We start from the raw sequence: 22,047 nt of genomic DNA, 5'->3' as shown, positions 1-22,047 counted from the left end.
CGCGTTTTTCTGGCCGATCAGGGAAGGGGAAGCTCTGACTTGCCGGGGTGTTGTCCGATCGGGAAAATTTTATTGATCGGGAATTCCATAGTTACTGTGCGGGTATTGATTCCAAAAAGACGTTTGTTCAACTGAGAACGTGAGGTGAGGACCAAAGCGCAGGGAATGGCTTTTCAGGACGTGCGGGTCCTGCAATGGTGAAGTCTCTCTTCCGTTCCATGTCTTAAAAGCGCTGGTCCATGAAAACGCCCAATACCTATCTGTCCTCGCTGCCCACGACCGTTTTCACGATTATGTCTCAGCTTGCTGCCAGGTATGATGCAATCAATCTGGGACAGGGCTTTCCGGACACTGAAGGCCCGGCGGATATTATCAAAGTCGCGGCCGAGGCGCTGAAGGATAATAGAAACCAGTACGCGCCGCTAACGGGGTTGCCGGAGTTGCGGCAGGCTGTCGCTGAATCGAACCGGCGTTTTTATGGGCTTGAGATTGATCCGGCGACAGAAGTCGTTGTGACGTCTGGAGCAACGGAGGCTTTGGCAGCCTGCCTGATGGCTGTTGTGGAAGCTGGTGATGAAGTGGTTCTGATCGAACCCCTCTATGACACCTATCTTCCCATGCTCAAGATGATAGGCGCAGTTCCCAAGTGTGTCCGTCTTCAGCCGCCACACTGGAAGCTTCCCGAAGAAGAGCTTCGTGCAGCCTTTGGCCCCAAAACAAAGGCCATGATCCTGAACTCTCCGATGAACCCTGCGGGGAAGGTCTTTTCACAGACTGAACTTGAGCTGATTGCAGGATTGGTGAAGGAACATGATGCATATGTGATCTGTGACGAAGTTTACGAACACCTGACGTTTCACGTGAAACACATTCCCCTCATGACGCTTCCTGATATGCGGGAGCGCTGCATGCGCATTGGGAGCGCAGGCAAGAGCTTCTCTCTGACGGGGTGGAAAGTCGGGTATGTCACGGCTCCTTCGGCTCTGGCGTCTGTGGTTGCCAAGGCCCATCAGGTTCTGGTGTTTGCCACGGCTCCTAATCTTCAGCGCGCTGTGGCGCATGGCCTGAATAAGGACGACAGCTACTACAAAAGTTTGTCCGCTGACCTGGAATTGCGCCGAGACATTCTTGTGAAAGGATTGCATCGCCTCGGTTTTGAGACACTTCCCGCAGATGGAAGCTATTTTGTCGTGGCGGATACGTCACGTCATGCTCAGGGGCGAACGGATGTGGAGTTTGCCGAATGGCTGGTTGAGCATGCAGGCGTGGCAACAATCCCGGTCTCTGCCTTTTATGACCCGGAGGGCGCTGAACCGCCACGCAACATGATCCGCTTTGCATTCTGCAAGAAGCCGGAAATTCTTCAGGAAGCCCTGCGTCGCCTAGAAAAAGCACTCACCTGAAGGCGGCCTCTTTCAATTCGCGTGCTATGACCCATTTCTAGTTCTTCACCATCCTCTCAGCCAGGAGATTACCCCGATGTCCATTGCCGCAGATGCGCTGGGAGCCCTTGCCACAACTGATGCCCTGTTTTTTGACCGCCCCGGTTCCCGACTGACGCGGGAGGGTGCCGAAGCACTGGTTGCACAGGGATTGGCAGGGGTAGATGATGGAGAACTGTTTCTCGAATACCGCGAAAATGAGGGGATCTCACTGGATGACGGGACAATCCGATCAGCGAGTTTCACAACCTCTTCAGGTTTTGGTCTGCGCGCAGTCCTGGGAACGGAAACGGCTTTCGCCCATTCTGATGAAATGAGCGAAGACGCTTTGGCACGTGCGGTTAGCACAGTCGGTGCCGTGCGACAGGGACGAAGTGGCGTGATGGCGCCTGGCCCGCGATCAACCAATCAGCGTCTCTATTCTGATTCCCGACCGCTGGAGGGAACGGACTTTGCAGCGCGTGCGGCAGTTCTGGGCGAAATTGACGCCTATGCCCGTGGTGTAGATACCCGCGTTGTTCAGGTCAGTGCCAGTCTGAGTTCCGAGTGGCAGGCCGTGCAGATCATGCGGCGTTCGGATGCTGGAGATCGCGTTGCGGATCTTCGTCCGCTGGTCCGTCTTAATGTATCGGTCGTGGTTGAAAAGGACGGTCGTCGCGAGAGTGGTAGTCATGGACAGGGGGGACGGTATGAACTGGATCGTCTTCTGGATGGCGCAACATGGAAAGCAGCAGTTGATGAAGCTCTGAGGCAGGCTCTGCTGAACCTCGATGCAGCGCCGGCACCTGCAGGAGAAATGGATGTGGTGCTTGGGCCAGGATGGCCAGGTATTCTGCTCCATGAAGCTGTTGGCCATGGGCTGGAAGGGGACTTCAACCGGAAGGGAACATCCTCCTTCACCGGTATGGTCGGGAAGCGGGTGGCTGCTCCTGGGGTGACGGTTATTGACGATGGGACACTACCTGAGCGTCGGGGCTCTTTGAGCATCGACGATGAAGGGACGCCAACGGGACGGACTGTTTTGATCGAAGACGGTATTCTGACGGGTTATTTGCAGGATCGCCTGAATGCCCGTCTGATGGGTGTGTCTTCCACGGGAAATGGGCGTCGCGAATCTTACGCTCATGCTCCTATGCCACGTATGACGAATACGGTGATGCTTGAAGGGACAGCGACGATCGATGAGATGATCCGCTCTACAAAGCGTGGACTGTATGCCGTCAACTTTGGCGGTGGTCAGGTTGATATTACGTCTGGGAAGTTCGTTTTCGCGGCGTCGGAAGCTTATCTGATTGAAGATGGAAAAGTGACGCGCCCGGTGAAGGGAGCGACGCTCATTGGAAATGGTGCAGATGCCATGAACCAGATTTCGATGATCGGGTCAGATGTGGCGCTTGATCCGGGAATTGGGACATGCGGTAAAGCCGGTCAGGGCGTTCCTGTCGGAGTGGGGCAGCCGACGCTGAAGTTGTCTGGCCTGACGGTAGGTGGCACAGCCTGAAAGGGTAAAACTCTCGGGCTTTCCGGCTTCTAAAGTAGCGCCGAAGAGCCGTAACTCATTTCCGGATATTGCAGCAGGCAGCATCGTGCCTATTTAAAAGGCATAAGATGTTTTGAGCTGCGATGTCCGGTTTTTTGTTTTTGCCACGGTCATTGCAGCTCAGGAGTTCACGTTGTGAAAGGAGCTCCACCATGGGGCATAATTACGCCAAGCCACTGACCAGTCAGGTCCGGATGGAGCGTGTGCTAAGCCGCTTGCCTGAAGACTGGTCTGTTCGCATTGAACGTGAGCCCGGAAAAGGGTGGCGCGCCTGGATGCAACCGCCGACGCACTCAGGCCAGTGGAGTGAGCCGCACAATGATCTGGCTGATGCGCTGGAGGAAGTGTGGCGCGCAGTCCGATAAGTCTTAGAAGGCCGGGTGGTAAATCAGCATGGCGAACACACGGTTGACCAAGGGATAGACCAGAAACTGGATTGCCAGCAGCAGGACCATCGGCGCGAAGTCCATGCCGCCTGTGCTGGGAAGGATATTCCGAATAGGGGCCAGAATCGGTTCGACGACGCGCGCGAGGGTGTTGAAGAGCGAGTAGAAAAACCGGTTACGAATATCCAGCACGCCAAAGCCCAGCAGCATGGACAGAATACAGTAAGCCAGAAGAGCCCATACGAATGCCTGAATGATCATCAGGATAATGGCGTGCAGGGCAAGCATGCTGAAAACCTCGTCGGAAAACGCGGAAGACCGGGTAAGCGGCCAGCCAGGAACAGGTTTTGTATCTGCCTCGGCGAGACAGGACAACCTCATCCGGATTGCTTGACAGAAACCGGGCTGATGGGAACTATCAAAAATGCCATGGGGCTGTAGCTCAGTTGGGAGAGCGCCTCGTTCGCAATGAGGAGGTCAGGGGTTCGATTCCCCTCAGCTCCACCATGGCAATTTCCAGAAATTTAGTCTGGGGCGAACATGCCCAGGTCAAGATGATGACCGTTTGAGTAGTTCAGGCCTTGGATACGGCCATATTCTACGATGCTAAGGTTGGTTCGGTTCAATGCATCCCGAAAGGTCTTTTCATCCTTTCGGTCTACCAGAGCGAGGGTGCAACGAGGATTCTGCTGGAGGTAAACTGCCGCGGCTTCTGGGCCAATCAACTGCGTGTGTTCGCCCACTAGGAAGACCAGGCTTGGCTCGGAATAAGATGTCGAGACAAGCACAGTTTGAGCGCATGGCTTCACGTCTTCAAAAAGTGCAGCCACTCGGGGAGCCAGGCGAATGGTTTGCAGGTTAGGGATTACAGCCAGGAAGAGGCCAGCTTGTGCAATGACAGCGGCCCCCATCGCGCAAAACGCTGCTTGCTGCCGATGATTGCGGATTAAAAGAAGAATTGCTCCTCCCATGAGAGGGAGTGCTCCGCAGAGCGCAAGGCATTCGCGGATCGAAAGCATGTGCTGCATTTTATACAGCACGACCGTGCCAGCGAAACAGAAGGCCAAGCCAACTGCGGCCCATATAACGCCGTAGAATCCGAGAGCAATTTTGCTCCATTTGGAAAGAGCTGGACGACCCCAAATCGTTAGAGCCGCGGCAGTCAGGATTGCAATGGCCGGATATGTGGGGAGCACGTAATGCGGAAGCTTCGTGGCGATCAATTCAAAGACCAGCCAGTGCGGGATAATCCAGCTCAGCAAAAACCGGACTTGAGGCAGTTTGCGATTTTTCCAGACTGACGGAATTGCCAAAGCAGCAAAAAAAGATCCAGGCCAGAATGCCAGCGCAAAGACAATAAGATGGAATCCTGGTGGTAGGCCGTGAGCTTCCTGGCCATGTGCCACTTTCCCCAGAAAGTTACGGCCAATGGCGCGTGAAAAGAAGTCCCCATGACTGACAACGTCAATCGCGACACACCAGGGAACGACTACGGCAAGCATGAGCAGCCAACCCCAGCGCGGATGCAGTCTGGACCACCACTCTCGATCACGTTCGACAGCCCATAGGGCCAGTGGGGTACAAAAGCCTGGAATGAGAACAACAGGGCCCTTAAGCATTAGGCCGACGCCCAATGCCAGCCAGTAACCGCAGGCAACCCAGACGGATGTCGGACTGTTCTTCTGACGATCGAGAAATGCCTTCAGAAGCATTGCTTCAAAGCACAGAACATCCAGGAGTAGGACTGTATCGATTGTCGCCATATGACTTTCGGCGACAAAGAGCGTCGAAACCATCAGGAGACCCGCAGCCATCAGACCGGTAACGGCTCCGAAAAGTGCGCTTCCCATCCAAGCTGTCAGGGGGATGATAAGGGCGGCGGCTATGAGGCTTGGAATGCGATAGGGCCAGGTTTTGCGCAGAACGTCTGAGCCAAAGAGTTCTTCCGCAATTTTTGCAGAAGAGGCTTCAAGCCAGTAGATGCCAGCCGGCTGCAAATAGCGTGGCTTGTCCTGAAAGCGGACGTCTACGAAATTTCCGGACGTGAGCATCTGCTCTGACGCTTCCATATAACGTGGTTCGTCACGATCCAGCGGGGGCAATGTCATGCGTCCCGGCAAGGCAAGCAGAAAGGTCACTAGCCCGAGGAGGGCATAATGCCGGAATGTCAGTTTCATGCAGAGGCTCCGTTCCGGTCCATCAGAGAATGGTGGCCGGAAAGTGTCTGAAAGGCCATCCTCGTTAAAGGATGGATCAGTGTTCGGTCAGACGATCGGGCAGGTGGGTTCGGTTTTGCAGCCACATGACACCCAGAAGATCACGGATGCCAACAAGAGCCCGATTGAAGTTGGTGTATTTTGATGAGCCGTGCAGACGGGCACGGTGCTGAACTTCGTGGCAGATCAGCGGAGCACCATAGTGCCCAAGGAGGGCCGGCAGAAAGCGGTGTACACCCTCAAACTGCGGAATACGCAGGAACATCTCACGAGAGAAAAGCTTGAGGGGGGCTCCGGTGTCTGGGCAACCGTCATTCAGGAGGCGACGGCGCAAGCCGTTGGCCAGCTTTGTCGCAATGCGCCGGGAGAGACGGTCATTCCTTTTTCGACGGACACCAACCACCAGCGGCGGCTTGGAATTGGCTGAACGTGCCAGCTCAAGCATGCGGATGATGGAAGAAGGATCGTCTTGACCATCGCCATCAATGGTCGCCATCCATTCGCCATGAGCAGCTGTCGCTCCGGTTCTCAGAGCAGCAGATTTGCCAAGGCGCCGTGGGTGGCTAAGAATTCTGAGATTTGGAAGATACTGACGTCGTGCTTCAAGAAGCCTCTCGACGGTGGCATCTGTACTGCCATCGTCGATGGCAAGAATTTCAGTATTCTCCGGGAAGCCATCAAGAACTCCAGCGAGTTCCTGACAGACAGGTAGAATATTGTCCGCCTCATTCAGGACTGCCATGACAATGGAAAGCGTCACAGGAGTCTGGGTTGGGCGGACGGATGTCATAAACTCAGGCCGCAGAACGGCGCAGCGCTTCAGGAAGGTTCTGAATGCTCTGCTCAATCAGCTTAGCAGCAACGTCCGGGCTCTCGGAAAGACGGGAGGCCACAACATCGCGAGCTGCCGAGATGGCAATGGCTGTTGCGCGCTCTTGAACTTCACGGATTGCAGCGCGCTCTGCGGCTTCAATCCGGTCGTGCGCCATCTTCTCGTAACGGCCAGCGGCTGCTTCTGCTTCGTGACGGGCGCGTTCTGCCAGAGCAGCAGCTTCCGTCTCTGAGCGGGCAATCATGGCCTGGGTTTCTGCCAGCGTCTTCTCACGCTCGCGGGTCGCATCTTCGAGCATCTGCTCTGCCTCACGGCGGAGACGGGCTGCCTCGTCCAGATCGCGGCGAACGCCTTCTGCACGGGCATCAAGATGGCTCGTGATGACGGCCCAGAGCTTGCGACCAAAGATCACGAAGAAGAGGACAAATGCCAGGGCAGTCCAGAAACGGGGTTCTTGGAACATCGTCGTCTCCTTAGGCGCTGACGCGTTTCACGGCGCTGGCGACAGTCTGTTCATCCTGTTCCCCGATCAGACGGGAGACCAGGTTCTGAGCGGTGCCAGTAGCAATCGCGGGGAGGCTGGAAAGAGCCTGCTCGCGGGACTGGGCAATCCGGGCTTCGGCGTTTGCGACTTCAGCTTCGAGACGCTTTGCGGTTTCCCGTGCATGCGTTTCAGCGCTGAGGCGTGCCTCATTCTGGATGCGCTCTACATTGGCCCGGGCCTGTGCGGCCGCTTCATGGCGGGTGCTCAGGAGTTCGGCGCTTGCGCGGTCGGACTCGGCTTTCGCACGGCGGGCAATATCGAGGTCGTTCTGGATGCGGGTGCGTCGGTTCGACAGCACGCGCTCGATCCGCGGCAGAGCGGAACGGCTAAGGACGACATAGAAGCCGGCAAAAATGACGGCTCCCCAGGCGACCTGTCCGATCAGCAGCGGATCATGGACGTTCAGCTGCGGCATGCCCGCAGCCACAGCTCGGCCCGGCACAGCCGCCAGCGGAGCGGCGAACAGGAAAAGACGTGGCGTGCGGTGCATGTTCGACCTCAGGCGAACAGGATCAGGAAGGCGATCAGCAGCGCGAACAGAGCAACGGCTTCCGTCAGCGCGAAGCCGAGCATGCCGAGGCCGAAAACGTGCGGGCGGGAAGCCGGGTTGCGAGCGATGGAGCTCACGAGCGTCGAGAAGATGTTGCCGAGGCCGATGCCGACGCCTGCGAGGGCGATTACTGCAATACCGGCGCCGATGTCACGAGCGGCTTGAACGTCCATGGTCAGGTTCCTTTAGGGTCGATACAGGGGTTGTGCAAAACCGCGCTCAGTGAGCGACGGCCTCGCGCAGATAGATGCAGGTGAGAATGGCGAAAACGTATGCCTGAAGCACACCCACCAGCAATTCCAGAGCCGTCAGCGCAATGTTGATCGCGATCGGGGCAACGGCCAGGATATGACCGAAGAAGCCCAGACCGGCGAGCATGATTGTGAAGCCGGCAAACACCTCGAGCAGAACGTGACCGGCCACCATATTGGCGAACAGACGGATCGACAGGCTGACGGGGCGAGAAAGAAAAGAAAGGATCTCGATCGGCACGAGCAGTGGCGACAGCCACACAGGGGCGCCAGCTGGCATGAAGTGCTTGAAGAAACCCAGACCCTGAAAGCGCAGGGAAGCCAGGATCGAGATCACGAACACCGTTACGGCCAGCGCAAGTGTCACTGCGATATGGCTTGTGTAGGTGAAGGAGAAGGGAAGCAGGCCGAGGTAGTTGCCAGCGAGAATGAAGAAGAACAGAGCGAACACGAACGGGAAGAAAGCAGCGCCTTCTTCACCCATCGTGCCGATGGCAAGGTCATGAATGAAGTCGTAACCAATTTCGGCTGCGGCCTGAAGACGGCCAGGAACGACGGAGGCTGGGCGCATTCCGATAAAGAGGAATGCGAGCACCAGCACAACGGCGATCAGCATGAACAGTGGAGACTGTGAGAACCGCAGAGCTTCGCCCAGAGATCCGAGAACCGGATGGAGCTCGAACTGTCCGAGCGCGTCAATCGTCGATCCGGCTGCCACGCTGGCTTCTCCCGTCATCTTTCAGCTCGGGCACCATGCCCGGCCCATTCAAAACCCGCCAGACATTCATCATGCCGGCACCAAAACCTAGCAGGGCAAAAATCAGAAGGAAAAGAACCCTGTAACCCAGCCAGCGGTCAAGAGCGTAGCCTAATGCCACACCAACCGCCAGACCGGCTACCAGCTCCGTTCCGACCCGGATCGCAACCCCGAAAGATGCGATAGAACCCGCATCTCCATCGGAGGACGTTGTGGAAAACTCTTCCGCGTGGGGATCAAGCTTTTTGCTTGCGCGCTTCAGGCGCACATCAAAGCTGTCATCCTCGTCGGAAGGGGCGTGTCCCACGCTGTCTGATCCCTTACCCTGTGCGCATCCTGTCCACCGGGCACAATGACCGGATTCCTTCTCAGCGCAGGCGCTAGCTACCGACGTGTCCGCAGGCTGTCAATGTATTCCAGCAGCGCAGACGTCGGAAGACGCCATATTTTCATCAACTCACCAGTCTGAGGCGTCGACCGCGGGGTGTATCGCCCGACGAATGATCGAACGGTAACATAGGGGATGTATCTTCTGAGTTAGGTTCGATCTGTGGTGCGTCTGGCATGTGCTGCCCGAGATAAGCCTCCGAAAGTGTCCGGAAGGCGTAATCGAGCATCGACGATGCGTAGGCAGCGCCCGGATCCCCTTCGACCGTGCCCGCAGGCCCGAAGCGGGTATAAGCGAATCGTTCGACAAAAGCGTCCAGCGGGGCACCAAACTGAAGACCGATGCTGACAGCCTGCCCGAGACAATCCATTAAACCCCGGGCCATTGGCGTTTCTCGGGTCGGGATGATGCTGACTTCACCCAGGGTGCCGTCTTCAAACTCGCTCGTGCGCATGAAGAGACTGTGACCGCCGACAGCAGTGCGCTGAGTGAAGCCGGTTTGACGCATTGGAAGCTGACGCCGAGCACCGCGTTCCAGTTTGGCGCGCAGATTCGCCAGTTCGGGTTCTGGCAACTCCGGAAGAAAATCGACGGAGCGTTCCATGGCCTTATGCATGGCGGCATGGGCTTCCGGCCTTGTCGGAGGAAGGGGAGCTTCACCAGCAAGAGCCATCGCAAGGGCGGATTCGGGCGTCAGGCCTCTATAAGCCAATCGGGCAAGGGTCGAGGCGCGGAGATGTCCGTCGCTTCGTAGAGGCGAAAAGACCGGCGCCAACCCACAGGATTCAACACCTAGAAGTGCGTCGACAGGCCCGGGTCCGGAAAATCCCGTTTCTACAGGGGAAAGGTGCTGGCCTTCCATGGCCGCGCAGGCCTCTGCCGCGAGCGCGCGTAGCCCCGGTAGAGATGTGCAGGCTGGAATGGTCGGGAGCGAGAGATTTGTGCCTGCATGCGCGATGCTTGTGGCCAGCGCGGCAATGGCTCTGGCGGCCTCTCGTCCTGCATCACTGTCGTAGTCGAGCCCCATGGATGCGAGGCATGCGTCCAGGTCCGTTAGCAGGATAATGCCTGCAGGTTCTTCTGACGGATCAGCGGGCAGATCAAAGAGCGGTAGCTCACCTGTTCGCTCCACGCGTGTTGCTGCGTGAAGTCGACGCAGGGAATCGCAGGCCAGCTTCAGGCAGGCTACGAAATGCTCTGGTGCGAAACCGTCCTCCTGAACAAAGCCAGACAGGCGCACAACAAAGCCTGGAATTTCGTCAGGATGACGTTCCCACAGGGCAATGTTGGGGGCGAGCTGACGCATCAGCAGAAGATAAGACAGGCTCCGGGCAGGAGAGGGGGCATTGGCTGGCGTTCCGGGGAGGGGCGGACACGCATCAATTGTGTCAACCCAACGTGCCGCTTCCGTCGAAAGGCGGATGGGGCCACCATTTTGCGTGATCTGGGCCAGCGCCTGCGCGGCATCATCCTCCCAGGCGGCCGGAAGGGTGACGGAGCGCGTGGCGCTGTCGTCCGGATCGGTGGTGACCCGAAGCGTTCTCATGCGAACGCCGGTCCAATGAAGACGGGCTGTCATGCTGCGAATCTACGCTGCGTTCCGGTGCCCCGGAAGCGGGAAAACGCGCCTTTTGGCCGGGTTAATGGGTGGGAACATGGGGATATGGGGGATAACATTTTCCCAGGCTGATAATCTCTGTTTCCAAAGGGAGGGTTGGACTGCGGCGATGGAGTCCGCTAGTGCAGGAAAATGATTTTTTCGAAGGTGATGTCATGAGCGCAGCCACGGGAACAGCGCCTGCCGCAGCTCGCCACGATCGGCTTGAGCTTCTGGCTGGGTTTCTGGTGCTGGTCTTTCTGGTCGGGATGCTGGTTCTGGCGATGCTGGGTCATCATCGTCATGATGATGGTGGCTACCAGGTTCATGCGTCTTTCAGCCAGATTGATGGTCTGAATGTCGGATCAGATGTGCGTCTGGCTGGAATTACCGTCGGCCATGTGATGTCTGAGGTCGTGGATCCGAAGACTTTTCAGGCCCAGGTGACATTCACACTGTCGCCGGACGTGAAGCTACCAACGGATTCTGCCGCGATTGTGACGTCTGACAGTCTGTTGGGCGGAAAATACATTGCGCTGTCACCGGGTGGCGCTGACGCTCTTATCAAGGCTGGTGGGGCGCTGACGGAGACGCAGGGGTCTATCAGTCTTGAGCAGCTTCTGAGCAAATTTATCTTTTCGGTCACGGATACGCTTCAGAAGGCTCAAAAGCCCCAGAAGCCTGCTGGTGGCCTGTCAGACGAGCCGTGAGTTCCGAGGACTTTCCCTGGCTGGATCGTGATGGGCAGCCAGTTGCCTGCGTCGAGAAAGTACGCGTGCTGAGAGAAAATGATGCCGAATTGCGTCAGACCCTGCAGGATGCGTTTGAGGACGGTATTCTGATGGGTGTTTCCCCAGATGCCATGCGCCAGTCCTTCATCGCCATGCTTGCCGATCTCGTGGACCCGAAATCCCAAGGAAACGCCTGATCATGACCAATCGGTTTCTGCTTGCCGGTGCGGCTCTTCTGGCTCTGTCTGTAACGTCATCGGCGCTTGCCGCTGTAGGGGTTGCCCCGCCGGCGATGTACCCGGCTAATACCTGGCAGGGACGGACACAGGCTGTCATTCGTGTTCTGGATCGGCTGGATGCCCATATTGAAACGTTGACGATTCCAGTGGGTGCAAATGCCTCCTACCGAACGCTTTCGGTCGCTGTCGAGGCGTGTGTCAGTCGCCCGGAAACATTGCCCGCTGACTCTGGTGCGTTGCTGCACCTGCGTGATTCGGGAGATTCGGCTCGACCACCCTTCGACGGGTGGATGTTGCAGAATGAGCCATCTCTCGGGACTTATGGCAGTTCGCTTTATGATGTGCGTGTTGTGGCGTGCACGGGAGATCGTGTTGCGCCGGACGCTGGACCGCTGCCCGTCATAAAAGCGCCTCAACTGGCCGGTACGACAGCAACGGAAGATGAAGGGGGGACCGACCAGTCTGGTTCTTCATCATCTGAAGGAGGAGCGGTTCCGCTGGCGCCAGACAGCCACGCACCGATTCCTCTCGCGCCACCTTCTGGTGGTGCACAGTCTCTTGTGCCTCCCGCCCCACCGGCATCAGCCGGACCGTCCTTGCCTCCTCCCGCAGCCGACCCCGGCCTGGAATAAGGAGTGGGCGGAGCGGGGGTACCCCTGAAACTGGAAAGAGAAGCCTACTCATGATCCAGATTCCTTTTCCGCCTTCAAAAGCTGCAATCCTGCTGGATTTCGACGGAACACTGGTCGATATCGCTCCTACTCCTGAAAGTGTGGTTGTCCCCCCGGGACTGGCAGACGATCTCCTCCGCCTGAAAGATATGCTCGGCGGAGCGCTGGCTATCGTGACTGGCCGACCGATCGCCCAGATCGACCATTTTTTGCCTGGCATTCCTCATGCCGTAGCGGGGGAGCATGGAGTGGCCGTGCGGACCTCACCTGAAAAAGACATCACCCATCCTGCTCTCCCCTCTGTGCCAGCTGACTGGCTGCAGAAGGCGGAAGATATTGTCTCTTTGCATCCCGGTGCGAGCGTGGAACGCAAAAAGGCTGGAATGGTCCTGCACTATCGTCAGGCGCCGGAGGCTGAAACGGCGTTTCGGGCGTTGACGGAGCAATGGTCACCGGAAGCTGGTGGTTTCCGTTTGCAGGACGCTCACATGGCTATCGAGCTTCGTCCGTTGGGCGTGGACAAGGGAGGAGCCGTGCGGGAGTTGATGTCTGAAAATCCTTTTCGCGGTCGCTTGCCACTCTTTGTCGGGGATGACGTTACAGACATGGACGGAGTGAGGGCTGCGCGCCAGATGGGCGGTGCTGGCTGGCTCATTCCGGATGATTTTCCTGATGCAGTCACGTTCCGCCGGTGGCTGCACGATTTATCGGAGGGGCATGGATGGGGCGCCTGATAGTTGTTTCCAATCGTACACCAGCGCCCGGAGAACGGACGCAGCCTGCGGGTGGTCTGACTGTTGGGTTGTATGATGCTGTTCAGACACGGGACAGCCTCTGGTTCGGCTGGTCCGGGGAACAGTGCGAAGATGCACTGGACCGGCCTGTCATGGAAGACCGTGCTGGGAATGTGACGTATGCCACATTTGATATGACGCCCCGGCAATATGACAGATTTTATCTGAACTTTTCCAATGGCGTTCTCTGGCCGTTATGCCACTACAGAACGCAGCTGATCCGTTACACGCGTGAAGATTGCGAGGCTTACTACGAAGCCAATGCCGTCTTTGCCGATCGTCTGGTTCCTCTTCTGAAAGAGGACGATACGATCTGGATTCATGATTATCATCTGTTCCCGCTGGCTGAGATGCTGCGGGACAGAGGGGTCAAGGGCCGGATTGGCTTTTTCCTGCATATTCCTTTTCCACCCTGGAGTGTGGCGCGTCTCCTGCCGCAATTGCAGCGCCTTTTGAAGGGGCTTGCAGGTTGTGACCGAATTGGCGTGCAGACACCGGAAGATGCCCAGAACCTTCGGGGATGTTTCGCGGAGTATGGACTCAAGGCAGAAGTAGAGGCAGTTCCGATCGGGATTGATCCGATCCGCTTCAGGCAGCAGGCTATTGAAAGTGCATCCACGGAAGACGTGGAGCAGATTGTGGACAGTCTGGTTGGAAAGCGCCTGATTATCGGTGTGGATCGGCTGGATTATTCCAAAGGTTTGCCTGAGCGGATGCGGGGGTATGAAATGCTCCTGAAAAACTATCCGGAATATCGCGGCAAGGTGACGTTCTTACAGATCACGCCTGTCTCCAGAACAGGTGTGGAAAGCTATCGTCTTCTGAAGGAAGAGCTTGATGGCTTGGTGGGAACGATCAACGGGGCATATGGCACGCCGGACTGGGTGCCAATCCGTTATACGACCTGGCCGATTTCCCGGAACGTTCTGGCGGGGCTCTATCGGGTATCTGATGTCGGTTACATCACCCCATTGCGCGATGGCATGAATTTGGTGGCCAAAGAGTTTATCGCGGCTCAGGACTCCAAGGACCCGGGCGTGTTGGTTCTATCACGGTTCGCTGGTGCAGCACCTGAGATGCCAGAAGCGCTTCAGGTCAATCCGCTGGACGCTGAAGGGATGGCAGATGCACTTCATGCGGCACTCACCATGGACGTGCAGACCCGTCATGAGGCATGGTCCGCACTTTACGGCGAAGTCTCCCGCAATACAGCGGGAAGCTGGGCCAAGCAGTTTCTAGATAGCCTGGAGGCCTCTCGCACATGACTCTGATCGGAACGAAGCAGCCCGATATGACTAAGATACTGGGAGGGCTGTTCGTTCTGGCGGGGGTTTTGGCGCTTGGGACGGCATGGTTTGCGGAGCACCGGCTTCTGCTGGCGCCGTGTGAATTGTGCTTGTGGGAGAGAAGGCCTTGGCGCGTTCTAATCGGGATTGGCGCTCTGACGTTGCTTTTGCCGCGACGTTACGCACGATATCCCGTCTTCGCGGGGCTGCTGTGCCTGGCTGTGAGTATCGGGTTGGCCGTTCTGCACGCTGGCGTCGAACACAAGTTCTGGCCAAGTCCGGCTCCCGAATGTCGCGCGCCGGTTTTTCACGGCGGTAGCTTCAAGGACTGGATGGCAGCGATGCCTGCTCGGCCGAATAAGCCCTGTGATTCGCCCGATTATCTATTCGGCTTTCCGATTTCCATGACGGAAACGGGCGGTTTGTATGCTGTAGTCGTTTTTGTGGTGGCCAGCCTCGGAAGCGTGCGCATGCTGCGCTCCCGAGGCTGAAACCCGTCAGAGTCTTGGGCGACCGCGACCGAAGATCAGGCTGATGATCAGTAGTACGAGGAAGATGAAGAACAGGATCTTGCCGATATAGGCGAAATCTGCAGAAATTCCCCCGAACCCAAGCACAGCTGCGCATAGGGCCAGGATGAGGAAGACAACCGTCCAGCGAAGCAGATCCATTGGTAAGTCTCCTGGGTCATGATGTTCCTCCAGTTGGAGAAACGGGGTGAGCAAGGCAGAACGGTACAGAACTGCTCCGGTTCAATTTCGTAATGGCTGTATTGCTGAACACATTAAAACGTGACGCCCGCTTTCCGGGGCACCTGGGTCTGAGAGGGACGCAATGACCAGATTCCGCTCGCTTTATCATCAGGGTTTTGCCCGGATTGCAGCTTGTACGCTTCCCGTTTCGCTGGCTGAACCGCACGCCAATGCGGAAAGGGTTCTCGAGGTCCTGAAGGAATGCGACCGCCAGCGTGTTGCTACGGTTGTTTTTCCGGAACTGGGACTGACTGGCTACACACTTGATGATCTGCGGTTCCAGGATGTGGTGCTGGATGGTGCCCGAACTGCTCTTGAGTGGCTCGCCAGGCAGACGGCTGACCTGATGAGTGTTGCTGTGGTCGGGCTGCCGCTTTGTCGGGGGGAGCTGCTCTATAATTGTGCAGCAGTCATTCATCGCGGGCGTATTCTGGGTGTGGTTCCCAAATCCTATCTTCCACGATACCGGGAATTTTATGAGCCCAGACAGTTCACATCTGGCTTGGGAACGTCTGGACTGGTGCGGATTGGAAGCGCTGAGGTTCCGTTTGGCGCGGACCTTCTGTTTGAAGCGCATGATCTGCCGGGTCTGACGCTGGGCGTCGAGATCTGTGAGGATTTGTGGGTGGCCAACCCTCCCAGCGGAATGCTGGCTCAGGCGGGGGCGAGTGTTGTTCTCAACCCTTCTGCGTCGCCAGTCACCATCGGCCGTACAGATGACCGTTCTCTGCTGTGCCAGGCTCAATCCATGCGGGCTTTGACCGCTTATGCTTATGCAGCGGCTGGGGAAGGGGAATCCACCACTGATCTGGCATGGGATGGTCAGGTTTCCATTCACGAGAATGGCCGTCTTCTCGCGCAGTCAGATCGCTTTCCTCAGGGAGAGCGGCTGGTGGTGGCGGATGTGGATCTTGATCTTCTCCGGCAGGAGCGCATGCGGACGGGCCAGTTTGGTGTCGGGCGTGACCGTTTCAGAACCATTGGGTTCGCTTTGTCTGCCCCACTGGAAGACCTTGGGTTAAAGCGTGACGTTGCAAGATTCCCGTTTGTTCCTTCTGATCCGAAAACACTGGCTCGGGATTGCTATGAAGCCTGGACCATTCAGGTGAGCGCGCTGCGTCAGCGGTTGCAGGCGAGTGGTGCCCAGCGTGCTGTCATTGGGGTTTCCGGCGGCCTTGATAGTACGTTGGCGTTGCTCGTTGCTGTCAGAGCTGCGGATGAACTTGGCTGGCCCCGGACGCATGTCCTTGCCTACACGATGCCCGGATTTGCCACTGGCAGCGAAAGTCGTGGGCTTGCTCATGCGCTCATGTCTGCACTGGGTGTAGAAACCAATGAGCTCGATATTCGGCCTGCGGCCGAGACTATGCTGGCGGGCATTGGTCATCCTTATGCAGAGGGCAGGCCGGTTCATGACATTACCTTCGAGAATGTGCAGGCAGGACTGAGAACAGACTTTCTCTTCCGTCTGGCCAATCATCGAAACGGCATTGTCATCGGGACAGGTGACCTTTCCGAGTTGGCGCTGGGGTGGTGCACCTATGGCGTCGGGGATCAGATGTCTCACTACAATGTGAACGCTGGAATGCCGAAGACGCTGATCCAGCATGTCATTCGCTGGTTGATCCGGGAAGGGGGGCTGGAAGGTGGTGCACCAGACGTTCTGGAGAAGATCGTCAATGCTGAAATCTCCCCTGAGCTCGTTCCGGATGTAGGGCAGGGAATTCAGAGTACGGAACAGATGATTGGCCCGTATGCCTTGCAGGATTTCACGCTTTTCTATGTGCTCAGGTATGGATTTCGTCCCTCACGTATCGCCTTTTTGGCTGAAAAGGCATGGGGAAGTGTTACAACCGGTTCCTGGCCGATGCATTTCCCTGAAGACCGGCGAAAATCTTATGATCTGGAAGAAATCTGTCACTGGTTAAGAATTTTTCTCCACAGGTTTTTTGCCACCAGTCAGTTCAAGCGCTCTGCCATGCCAAATGGGCCAAAAATCGTTGCTGGCGGCTCCCTTTCTCCGCGCGGAGACTGGAGGGCACCGTCCGATGGTAACGCACGAGCATGGCTGGAAGAGCTCAAACAGAACACGGCTATGTGAACTTTCAAACTTTTGAGGGGTTGGGGGTTCCGTACCATGGCTTTCATGCCAATATGCAGGGTACCATTTTATTCAACGGAGATTTTCCGTCATGGCTTACGCTACGACCAATCCATATACGGGTGAAACGCTTAAAACCTTCCCGGAAGCAACTGACCAGGAAGTTCAGCAGGCGATCACCGACGCGTATGAGGCATTTAAGAGCTGGCGCGACGTTTCCTTTGCAGACCGCGCCAAGGTTATGGCTGCTGCAGGCGCAATCCTTCGCCGTGACATCGATAAATATGCGAAGCTTCTCACCCTTGAGATGGGCAAGCTTTATGAAGAAGCAAAGCTGGAGACCATTCTCTCCGCTGAGATCTTTGAATATTACGCCAAGAACGCAGAAGAGCTTCTGAAGCCGGAAAAGCTTCCGGTTGCTGATCCGAAGGAAGGCGAAGCCATCCTGATCCATCAGCCGCAAGGTATTGTCTTTGCGATTGAGCCTTGGAATTTCCCGTACTACCAGATCGCTCGTATCATCGCGCCGCAGCTCTCTGCCGGTAATACGGTTCTGCTGAAGCATGCATCCAATGTGCCGCAGTGTGCTGCTATCTTCGATGATCTGATGATCGAGGCCGGCCTGCCAAAGGGCGCATTCCACAATCTTTATGCTGCCCGTCATCATACGGCCGTGATCCTGAATGATCCGCGCGTCTGTGGTGTGGCGCTGACCGGCTCTGAAGGTGCGGGCGCCATTGTGGCCAGCACGGCTGGTCAGGCGCTCAAGAAGGCGACGATGGAACTCGGCGGTGCCGATGCATTCGTCGTGCTTGAAGATGCTGATGTTGAAAAGGCCGCCAAGTGGGCTGCTTTCGGGCGTCATTGGAATGCAGGCCAGGTCTGCGTGTCTTCCAAGCGCCTGATCGTTGTAGACGCCATCTACGACAAGTTCCTTGAGATCTATAAGGCTGAGGTTCTCAAGTTCAAGGCTGGTGATCCGATGGATCCGGCTACGACGCTTGCGCCGCTTTCTTCACAGAAGGCTGCTGATGATCTGAAGGCTCAGGTTGAAGAAGCCAAAAAGCACGGTGCTGTTGTTGAAGTGATCGGTGCACCGGTTCCGGAGAAGGGCGCGTTCTTCCAGCCGCTGCTGATGACGAACCTGCATGGCGACAACGAAGCCCGTCACTGGGAGTTCTTTGGCCCTGTCACGCAGCTTTATCGTGTGAAGGACGAGGCTGAGGCAATTCGCGTTGCCAATGACTCGCCGTTTGGTCTGGGCGGTTCCGTCTTTACCAAGGATACGGCGCGTGGCGTGAAGGTTGCCGAGAAGATCCACACGGGCATGGTTTATGTGAACCATCCGACGATGGTGAAGGCTGATCTGCCGTTTGGTGGTGTAGCTCGTTCTGGCTATGGCCGTGAACTGATTGGTCTGGGCATCAAGGAGTTTGTGAATCACAAGCTGATTGATGTCGTGGATATCGACGCACCGTTCTGATTATGACTTGGCTGGATCTTGCGATCCGGCCTGTTCATGAAAAAACCCGAACAGGAAACTGTCCGGGTTTTTTTGTGCCTGAAAGACTGATCGGGGAAAGTCAGGTTCTCTGATGGGCCTTCTCTGCGGTCAGATTAATCCAGGGATGTCTGGCCTGCACATATGCGACGACGCGTGCTTTGTGGGTGGCCCGCTCTGTCGATGCGTTGGTCATGGAGCTACTGTGCTGCCTGTAGTCCGCCAGAATGGCTGGAACCTGTCGCCCGGGTAAACCCAGTTCAGCGAAAGTGCACCAGAGGTCATAATCTTCCCACCCCATTGCTTCACGTGAAACATAGTAGCCGCCGGCTGCTGCCCACGCCCATTTGGCGACCATTGCCATGGCATCAATGCGATTGCCTGAAACCAGTGTCAGGGGGTTAGAGGACAGATCTCCCAGCAGAACGGGTGCGCCGGGCGGTGTCGTTAGATCAGGGGTCTTCTTCGTGACGATTGGCCCGTTTTCGTCGAAGCACTGGATCAGCGGATAGGCGTAGGCGATACCAAATGTCATGGCAGCCAGCAAGGTTTCACAAGCATCCGAACGCAGGATGTTGTCGGCGTCCAGTTGTAGGGTGTGGGGAGTTTCTGCTGCGTCCATGCCGATGTTTCGTGCGCCACCCAGCCCCGCATTGCGGATGGACCGCCTGAAGATCAGGCGGTTGAAGCGACTGGTGTGCCGTTCCATCCAGATCCTGATGAGGTCAAGCGATTCATCCGTTGACCCATCGTCCACCACGATAAGGTCCAGAATGGGAAGTGACTGGGTTGCGACGGAGTCCAGAGCATCCAGAACGTGATTGGCATAATTGTAGGATGTCACAATGACAGTGACCTCCGCTTCCCCCAGAATATCATGGTGGAAGAGGGTCTCACTCTCCGGAATGACCGGGAGCGCCTGGGACTTCAGACGGCTCCGGGCGAGAAGGGTCTCTGCGGCTTGAGCAGCTTCCACATCACCATTGAGAGAAGATAGTGCGAGTGACATGCGCCGGGCCTGAGCTTCCGGGCTGAAGGGCCAGAGAACGTCATGGTAGGCGTTGCGCGCCAGGGTGCGGCGTAGATCGGGGTTGTTGACCAGTTTCAGAAGGGCGCGGGTCCAGTCTTCGGGCGTTTCAGCGAGCAGGCCGGTTTCGTTATCTCTTACAATGCGTCGGAAGGGGCCTGTTGGGGAAACAATCGAGGCATTCCCGGCCAGAGAAGCTTCAAGGAATTTGATTTCGCTTTTGGCTTCGCAGAAGACGTTTCCAACTTCCAGCGGAGCGATGGAAATATCAAATCTGGCGAACTCTTCTCCAAGTTCGGACAGCGGGACCATGTCTCGCCATTCGATCTGGTTTTCTACGGCTTTAAGTGCTGGAAACTCTTCCATCAGGAGAACGGGTCGATGATTGTCCTTCTCTCTGAATAGAACCAGCCGTGCATTGGGGTGGGTCTTCAGCACATGTGTCAAAGCGGGATAGGCGATTGCGAAATCACGCTGGTGGGTCCGCGAGCCTGTGGCGTATCCAATGCGGATCAATCCGTCTTCGGACGTCGCACGGCCAGGCTCACCGCGAAGACGACAGCCGAGACGCGATCGACGCAGTGTCTCGTGATCATAGACATTCGGGAGAAGGTGAACGACGGGTCGTAATTCATGCATCGCAAGCGCTAGCTCGCGCGTCGTAGTCGATCCCTGATCACAGCGCAAAAGAGTGCGGCGCATGTCTGCAAAGCAGCGCTCAATGCGTTCTTCTGTCGCCCCAACAGAGCGAATTCCATCGATGAAGTCGATGCGGGCGTAATGTGGAACGAAGACAATATCATCAGCATCAAAAATGGTTTTGACGCCTTCCTGCTGGGCTAGATCAAGGATGGTGCTGACATGACCGCTGTATTCTACGCGCCAGAAAATCATGACGTCGGCCCAGCAGATATCCTCATAGCCTACTGTGGCGCACGGCTGGATGCGCGCTTCATATCCTGCATGTCGGACAGCCTCGGCGTTTCGGGTGCATCGATAAGCCACACCCGGAGTCCTGGGTTCTCCGGCGACGAAAAGAACGTGCTGTATGCCCTCAGGGGAAGACCCGTCAGTGTCGGTGGCCTTCCTTGGGGCGGGAGGTGTGCTGGATGAAATATTCTCTTCTTCTGACTGAAGCTGCAGGTCTGGAAGCGTTGGAATATAGGGAATGAATGGTTTTCGAAATGACCGTAGAATTCGGCGCCACAGAGGTGCAGGTTGCGAGAGAAAAGCTTCCAGAGACTCCAGGCCGGCGCGGTTTTCCGTGTAGTGACGTTCAAGCTCTGTCCGCTTATGGCTCTCTTCCATCATTTTTGTGCGGAACATGTCACGTTCTTGACGAATAGGGTCAAGAATGTGCGTTAGGGCGGTAATATCTTCATTTCGGCTGCGAAGGTCTTTCGAAAGGGAACGACTCTCAATCCGAAGAGTGTAGGCCGTGCGCTCGGCTTGTTCGGCGGCCTTTCTATATCGCTGAAGCTCTGTGTTAGCCCGACGCATGGTCAGGTCATAGGCAAGTAGTTGGCGAACCCCGTGACGAAAATTGCGAGAATTGTCTGACTGACCCTTAAGGAGTTCTATAAGGGGGTGAGTACCTGCTGGGCAGAGCGAAATATAATCCGAAAGGTGTATTTCTTCTGAATGCGGCTGGGAGTTTCTTCCGACTACAACAACTGGAATGCTGGAGACAGTATTCTGTTTTTCATGTACCTGCCGACAGAGGATCAGCCCTGCGTCAGGGTTCTGGAAGATGCTGGTGAATCTTGCTTCCGGAAGATTGCCTTCAAGCTCTAGGTAGGTCTTGAGCTGGGAGCCAAGCTCATCGTCAAGAGTTGGGGACAGCAGGATAGTGGCCGTGTGCTGAGATTTATCCTGCAAACTTCTCACCAACCATGTAATTGTTCTGACAGCGTGGTCATCCCAATCTTCCTGCTGGCAGAGGAGTTTCTCGCCTGAGGCTCGTTTGGTCAGCACAATGGCTAGATCAGCCAGATACTGATCCTGCAGGGCGGGGGAGAGGGAGGTGGGGAATATGTTTGTCACAGGTGCAATTTACAGATTCGTATAGGATATGGTGTAGAAAGCATCTTAAGGCATTGTAGAGACACAATCCCTCTTTCTGTTTGTTTTTTGTGAAGTATTTTAATTTTTTATTGATTGCCTGCTGTAAAGTTTAACCTGTCATTGCAACTCTTCGTAAAATGCTCCCTTCTGTGATGGGGCATTCCTGCCCCTGCCTTTCTGTGTCTTTTTAAGCACAGTTGGGTATTGCACTGTGAGTGGACCTTTATATTGCTCCGATGTTGGGGTGGTTCTTGTGTAGGTGCGTCAGATCCTTATTGCTTTTGGTGATGAGGCTTTGATATATGCAAGACTCGTCACTCGATCATTTGGGTGGTCTGAGGGCCGCCAGTGCGAGGCAACCTTTTTAGGAGTGCATGG

The 22,047-nt window shown here is 56.3% G+C and carries 22 protein-coding genes and 1 tRNA gene; 12 read left to right on the top strand and 11 right to left on the bottom strand.

What is annotated here, in order from left to right; all coding sequences use genetic code 11:
- Nucleotides 1-239 precede the first annotated feature (239 nt).
- The 3 genes from KP705_RS13310 (at nucleotide 240) to KP705_RS13300 (ending at nucleotide 3,347) form a co-directional block, all read left to right on the top strand.
- Nucleotides 240-1,403, top strand: coding sequence for an aminotransferase (locus KP705_RS13310; RefSeq protein ID WP_046900365.1), 1,164 nt, complete (start codon nucleotides 240-242; stop codon nucleotides 1,401-1,403).
- A 76-nt stretch (nucleotides 1,404-1,479) separates the two neighbouring features.
- The gene (tldD, locus tag KP705_RS13305; protein ID WP_046900364.1) at nucleotides 1,480-2,943 is read left to right on the top strand and encodes a metalloprotease TldD; all 1,464 of its coding nucleotides are present in this window, start codon (nucleotides 1,480-1,482) and stop codon (nucleotides 2,941-2,943) included.
- A gap of 191 nt (nucleotides 2,944-3,134) precedes the next feature.
- Nucleotides 3,135-3,347: a hypothetical protein gene (locus KP705_RS13300; protein ID WP_046900363.1), complete on the top strand. Its 213-nt coding sequence runs from the start codon at nucleotides 3,135-3,137 to the stop codon at nucleotides 3,345-3,347.
- A gap of 3 nt (nucleotides 3,348-3,350) precedes the next feature.
- Here the strand turns inward: KP705_RS13300 and KP705_RS13295 are convergent, their stop codons facing one another.
- Nucleotides 3,351-3,656, bottom strand: coding sequence for a YggT family protein (locus tag KP705_RS13295; RefSeq protein WP_046900947.1), 306 nt, complete (start codon nucleotides 3,654-3,656; stop codon nucleotides 3,351-3,353).
- Nucleotides 3,657-3,799: 143 nt separating this feature from the next.
- On the opposite strand from KP705_RS13295, the gene KP705_RS13290 reads away from it, so the two are divergent.
- A tRNA-Ala gene (locus tag KP705_RS13290) sits at nucleotides 3,800-3,875 on the top strand.
- A 17-nt stretch (nucleotides 3,876-3,892) separates the two neighbouring features.
- Here KP705_RS13290 and KP705_RS13285 read toward each other — a convergent pair.
- The 8 genes from KP705_RS13285 to KP705_RS13250 all read right to left on the bottom strand — a co-directional run bounded on the left by KP705_RS13285 (nucleotide 3,893) and on the right by KP705_RS13250 (nucleotide 10,485).
- Nucleotides 3,893-5,545, bottom strand: coding sequence for a glycosyltransferase family 39 protein (locus tag KP705_RS13285; protein WP_046900362.1), 1,653 nt, complete (start codon nucleotides 5,543-5,545; stop codon nucleotides 3,893-3,895).
- Between the two features lie 76 nt (nucleotides 5,546-5,621).
- The gene (locus KP705_RS13280) at nucleotides 5,622-6,374 is read right to left on the bottom strand and encodes a glycosyltransferase family 2 protein (RefSeq protein ID WP_046900361.1); all 753 of its coding nucleotides are present in this window, start codon (nucleotides 6,372-6,374) and stop codon (nucleotides 5,622-5,624) included.
- A gap of 4 nt (nucleotides 6,375-6,378) precedes the next feature.
- Nucleotides 6,379-6,879, bottom strand: a complete 501-nt coding sequence (locus KP705_RS13275) for an ATP synthase subunit B (protein WP_046900360.1) — start codon at nucleotides 6,877-6,879, stop codon at nucleotides 6,379-6,381.
- Nucleotides 6,880-6,889: 10 nt separating this feature from the next.
- Complete coding sequence (locus tag KP705_RS13270; protein WP_046900359.1) at nucleotides 6,890-7,450, bottom strand: ATP synthase F0 subunit B'; 561 nt, start codon at nucleotides 7,448-7,450, stop codon at nucleotides 6,890-6,892.
- Between the two features lie 8 nt (nucleotides 7,451-7,458).
- Nucleotides 7,459-7,683, bottom strand: a complete 225-nt coding sequence (locus KP705_RS13265) for an ATP synthase subunit C family protein (RefSeq protein ID WP_007284348.1) — start codon at nucleotides 7,681-7,683, stop codon at nucleotides 7,459-7,461.
- Between the two features lie 46 nt (nucleotides 7,684-7,729).
- Nucleotides 7,730-8,479, bottom strand: a complete 750-nt coding sequence (locus KP705_RS13260; protein WP_046900946.1) for a F0F1 ATP synthase subunit A — start codon at nucleotides 8,477-8,479, stop codon at nucleotides 7,730-7,732.
- Nucleotides 8,457-8,825, bottom strand: coding sequence for an AtpZ/AtpI family protein (locus KP705_RS13255; RefSeq protein WP_046900358.1), 369 nt, complete (start codon nucleotides 8,823-8,825; stop codon nucleotides 8,457-8,459). The genes KP705_RS13260 and KP705_RS13255 overlap by 23 nt, the downstream gene beginning before the upstream one ends.
- A 145-nt stretch (nucleotides 8,826-8,970) precedes the next feature.
- Nucleotides 8,971-10,485 (bottom strand): vitamin B12-dependent ribonucleotide reductase, encoded by a 1,515-nt coding sequence (locus tag KP705_RS13250; RefSeq protein ID WP_215764616.1) that lies wholly within the window; start codon nucleotides 10,483-10,485, stop codon nucleotides 8,971-8,973.
- Nucleotides 10,486-10,679: 194 nt separating this feature from the next.
- Here KP705_RS13250 and mlaD point away from each other — a divergent pair, with 194 nt between their 5' ends.
- The 6 genes from mlaD to KP705_RS13220 are packed head-to-tail and all read left to right on the top strand — an operon-like array spanning nucleotide 10,680 to nucleotide 14,715.
- Complete coding sequence (gene mlaD, locus KP705_RS13245; protein ID WP_207204216.1) at nucleotides 10,680-11,213, top strand: outer membrane lipid asymmetry maintenance protein MlaD; 534 nt, start codon at nucleotides 10,680-10,682, stop codon at nucleotides 11,211-11,213.
- The gene (locus tag KP705_RS13240) at nucleotides 11,210-11,431 is read left to right on the top strand and encodes a hypothetical protein (RefSeq protein WP_046900355.1); all 222 of its coding nucleotides are present in this window, start codon (nucleotides 11,210-11,212) and stop codon (nucleotides 11,429-11,431) included. The genes mlaD and KP705_RS13240 overlap by 4 nt, the downstream gene beginning before the upstream one ends.
- 2 nt (nucleotides 11,432-11,433) lie before the next feature.
- Nucleotides 11,434-12,105 carry a DUF2155 domain-containing protein gene (locus KP705_RS13235; RefSeq protein ID WP_046900354.1) on the top strand — a complete coding sequence of 224 codons (672 nt, stop codon included), beginning with the start codon at nucleotides 11,434-11,436 and terminating at the stop codon, nucleotides 12,103-12,105.
- A gap of 50 nt (nucleotides 12,106-12,155) precedes the next feature.
- The gene (gene otsB / locus KP705_RS13230) at nucleotides 12,156-12,878 is read left to right on the top strand and encodes a trehalose-phosphatase (RefSeq protein WP_046900353.1); all 723 of its coding nucleotides are present in this window, start codon (nucleotides 12,156-12,158) and stop codon (nucleotides 12,876-12,878) included.
- Nucleotides 12,866-14,203: a trehalose-6-phosphate synthase gene (locus KP705_RS13225; RefSeq protein ID WP_064275514.1), complete on the top strand. Its 1,338-nt coding sequence runs from the start codon at nucleotides 12,866-12,868 to the stop codon at nucleotides 14,201-14,203. Before otsB ends, KP705_RS13225 begins: the two co-directional genes overlap by 13 nt.
- On the top strand, nucleotides 14,200-14,715 hold the full coding sequence (locus KP705_RS13220; protein WP_046900351.1) for a disulfide bond formation protein B: 516 nt from the start codon (nucleotides 14,200-14,202) through the stop codon (nucleotides 14,713-14,715). The genes KP705_RS13225 and KP705_RS13220 overlap by 4 nt, the downstream gene beginning before the upstream one ends.
- A 6-nt stretch (nucleotides 14,716-14,721) precedes the next feature.
- Here KP705_RS13220 and KP705_RS13215 read toward each other — a convergent pair whose 3' ends face one another.
- A complete protein-coding gene (locus KP705_RS13215; protein WP_046900350.1) occupies nucleotides 14,722-14,895 on the bottom strand; it encodes a DUF1328 domain-containing protein in 174 nt (57 codons plus the stop codon).
- A gap of 163 nt (nucleotides 14,896-15,058) precedes the next feature.
- Between KP705_RS13215 and KP705_RS13210 the strand changes: the two genes are divergently transcribed.
- Together KP705_RS13210 and KP705_RS13205 are read left to right on the top strand one after the other, a co-directional pair.
- The gene (locus tag KP705_RS13210; RefSeq protein WP_215764615.1) at nucleotides 15,059-17,077 is read left to right on the top strand and encodes an NAD(+) synthase; all 2,019 of its coding nucleotides are present in this window, start codon (nucleotides 15,059-15,061) and stop codon (nucleotides 17,075-17,077) included.
- 91 nt (nucleotides 17,078-17,168) lie between these two features.
- Entirely contained in the window at nucleotides 17,169-18,560 is a 1,392-nt protein-coding gene (locus KP705_RS13205; RefSeq protein ID WP_046900348.1) for an NAD-dependent succinate-semialdehyde dehydrogenase, read from the top strand.
- A 100-nt stretch (nucleotides 18,561-18,660) separates the two neighbouring features.
- On the opposite strand, the gene KP705_RS13200 is transcribed toward KP705_RS13205, so the two are convergent.
- A complete protein-coding gene (locus KP705_RS13200) occupies nucleotides 18,661-21,648 on the bottom strand; it encodes a glycosyltransferase (protein ID WP_235271738.1) in 2,988 nt (995 codons plus the stop codon).
- Between the last annotated feature and the right edge of the window lie 399 nt (nucleotides 21,649-22,047).

Source organism: Gluconobacter sp. P1D12_c (assembly GCF_018812105.1).
In the GTDB taxonomy this organism is placed as follows: domain Bacteria; phylum Pseudomonadota; class Alphaproteobacteria; order Acetobacterales; family Acetobacteraceae; genus Gluconobacter; species Gluconobacter oxydans_A.
This window is presented reverse-complemented; position numbering and strand designations above follow the sequence as displayed.

Bases quoted from the DNA above. Each gene is read 5' to 3' on its own strand.
- KP705_RS13295 (WP_046900947.1), bottom strand. From the start codon at position 3,656: ATGCTTGCCCTGCACGCCATTATCCTGATGATCATTCAGGCATTCGTA.
- mlaD (WP_207204216.1), top strand. From the start codon at position 10,680: ATGAGCGCAGCCACGGGAACAGCGCCTGCCGCAGCTCGCCACGATCGG.
- KP705_RS13300 (WP_046900363.1), top strand. From the start codon at position 3,135: ATGGGGCATAATTACGCCAAGCCACTGACCAGTCAGGTCCGGATGGAG.
- KP705_RS13220 (WP_046900351.1), top strand. From the start codon at position 14,200: ATGACTCTGATCGGAACGAAGCAGCCCGATATGACTAAGATACTGGGA.
- KP705_RS13250 (WP_215764616.1), bottom strand. From the start codon at position 10,485: ATGACAGCCCGTCTTCATTGGACCGGCGTTCGCATGAGAACGCTTCGG.
- otsB (WP_046900353.1), top strand. From the start codon at position 12,156: ATGATCCAGATTCCTTTTCCGCCTTCAAAAGCTGCAATCCTGCTGGAT.
- KP705_RS13210 (WP_215764615.1), top strand. From the start codon at position 15,059: ATGACCAGATTCCGCTCGCTTTATCATCAGGGTTTTGCCCGGATTGCA.
- KP705_RS13215 (WP_046900350.1), bottom strand. From the start codon at position 14,895: ATGGATCTGCTTCGCTGGACGGTTGTCTTCCTCATCCTGGCCCTATGC.
- KP705_RS13310 (WP_046900365.1), top strand. From the start codon at position 240: ATGAAAACGCCCAATACCTATCTGTCCTCGCTGCCCACGACCGTTTTC.
- tldD (WP_046900364.1), top strand. From the start codon at position 1,480: ATGTCCATTGCCGCAGATGCGCTGGGAGCCCTTGCCACAACTGATGCC.
- KP705_RS13205 (WP_046900348.1), top strand. From the start codon at position 17,169: ATGGCTTACGCTACGACCAATCCATATACGGGTGAAACGCTTAAAACC.
- KP705_RS13225 (WP_064275514.1), top strand. From the start codon at position 12,866: ATGGGGCGCCTGATAGTTGTTTCCAATCGTACACCAGCGCCCGGAGAA.
- KP705_RS13285 (WP_046900362.1), bottom strand. From the start codon at position 5,545: ATGAAACTGACATTCCGGCATTATGCCCTCCTCGGGCTAGTGACCTTT.
- KP705_RS13265 (WP_007284348.1), bottom strand. From the start codon at position 7,683: ATGGACGTTCAAGCCGCTCGTGACATCGGCGCCGGTATTGCAGTAATC.
- KP705_RS13280 (WP_046900361.1), bottom strand. From the start codon at position 6,374: ATGACATCCGTCCGCCCAACCCAGACTCCTGTGACGCTTTCCATTGTC.
- KP705_RS13235 (WP_046900354.1), top strand. From the start codon at position 11,434: ATGACCAATCGGTTTCTGCTTGCCGGTGCGGCTCTTCTGGCTCTGTCT.
- KP705_RS13275 (WP_046900360.1), bottom strand. From the start codon at position 6,879: ATGTTCCAAGAACCCCGTTTCTGGACTGCCCTGGCATTTGTCCTCTTC.
- KP705_RS13270 (WP_046900359.1), bottom strand. From the start codon at position 7,450: ATGCACCGCACGCCACGTCTTTTCCTGTTCGCCGCTCCGCTGGCGGCT.